At 73.3% G+C, this 917-nt stretch carries 1 protein-coding gene; it reads left to right on the forward strand.

Annotated features, from left to right (window positions below; genetic code table 11):
• Positions 1 to 365: 365 nt before the first annotated feature.
• Positions 366 to 881, forward strand: a complete 516-nt coding sequence (locus CCN35_RS27000; RefSeq protein WP_067399574.1) for a DUF6912 family protein — start codon at positions 366 to 368, stop codon at positions 879 to 881.
• Positions 882 to 917 lie beyond the last annotated feature (36 nt).

The following is a 917-nucleotide window of genomic DNA, read 5'->3' on the forward strand; positions in this document are numbered from 1 at the left end:
CCGGGCGGACGGGTGCCCGGGCGGCGCTGGGCCCTGGTCATGACCTTGTTCATGAGTCCCCGTTCGATGTGGTCGTCCGGTGCGTACACCGGTGCCTACTGGGAAGTAACTTCCTGTGGGGCCTCTTGTACGGGGAGAACGCGGCGGCGGCAAGCACGGCGCGGCGCGCGTCGCGCGGCGGACGAATTCACTCATCAGAGTGATCGGGAGGGGCGTGTCCCTTGGGAGGACAAGGGCGCACCGGGTGAGGCGGCAGGCCCGGGGTGGACGTCCCGGGGGGCGTGGCCAGGACTCGAAAGAAGGCTTGCGCACGTATCCTGAAGGCCGTCCGGGTGGCGAAACTCCGACCACGAAAGCGGCCTGCCATGCGTGTCTACGTCCCTTTGACCCTCTCCGGTCTCGCCGAGGCGCACAAGACGGGAGAGCTCGGGGCGGAGTCGGTCCTCGCGTACGCCGTGACGCCCGCCCTGCGCGAGTGGTACCTCTCCGACGACATCGAGGAACTGGAGTACGCCGCACTGAGCCGGGCCGCGCTCGCCTCCCTGCGGCTGCTGGCCAAGGACCCGGGCGCACCGCGCCGCCGGGTCGTGGTCGCCGTGGACGTGCCCGACGGCGCGGCGGCGTCCGACCCCGACCGCGGACTCGACCCCGCCGCGCTCGGCGAGGTGCGGGTGACCGGCCCGCTGCCGCTGGGCAAGGCGGCCGCCGTGCACGTCGACGCGGACGAGGCGGAGGCGGACGTGGCCGCCGCCGCCCAGGCCCTGGAGGCGGCGGACGCGGGGGACGACGACGCCCAGTTCGTCGTGGACGGCGCCGAGGACCACGAGCTGCTGTGGTACGCCACCCAGGAGATCCCCCAGCTCGTCGGGGCCGACGGCTGAGGAACCCCCGGATCCCGGCCCCGACGAGCTGGGGGA

The sequence above is a fragment of the Streptomyces thermovulgaris genome (genome assembly GCF_002155915.1).
GTDB lineage: Bacteria > Actinomycetota > Actinomycetes > Streptomycetales > Streptomycetaceae > Streptomyces > Streptomyces thermovulgaris.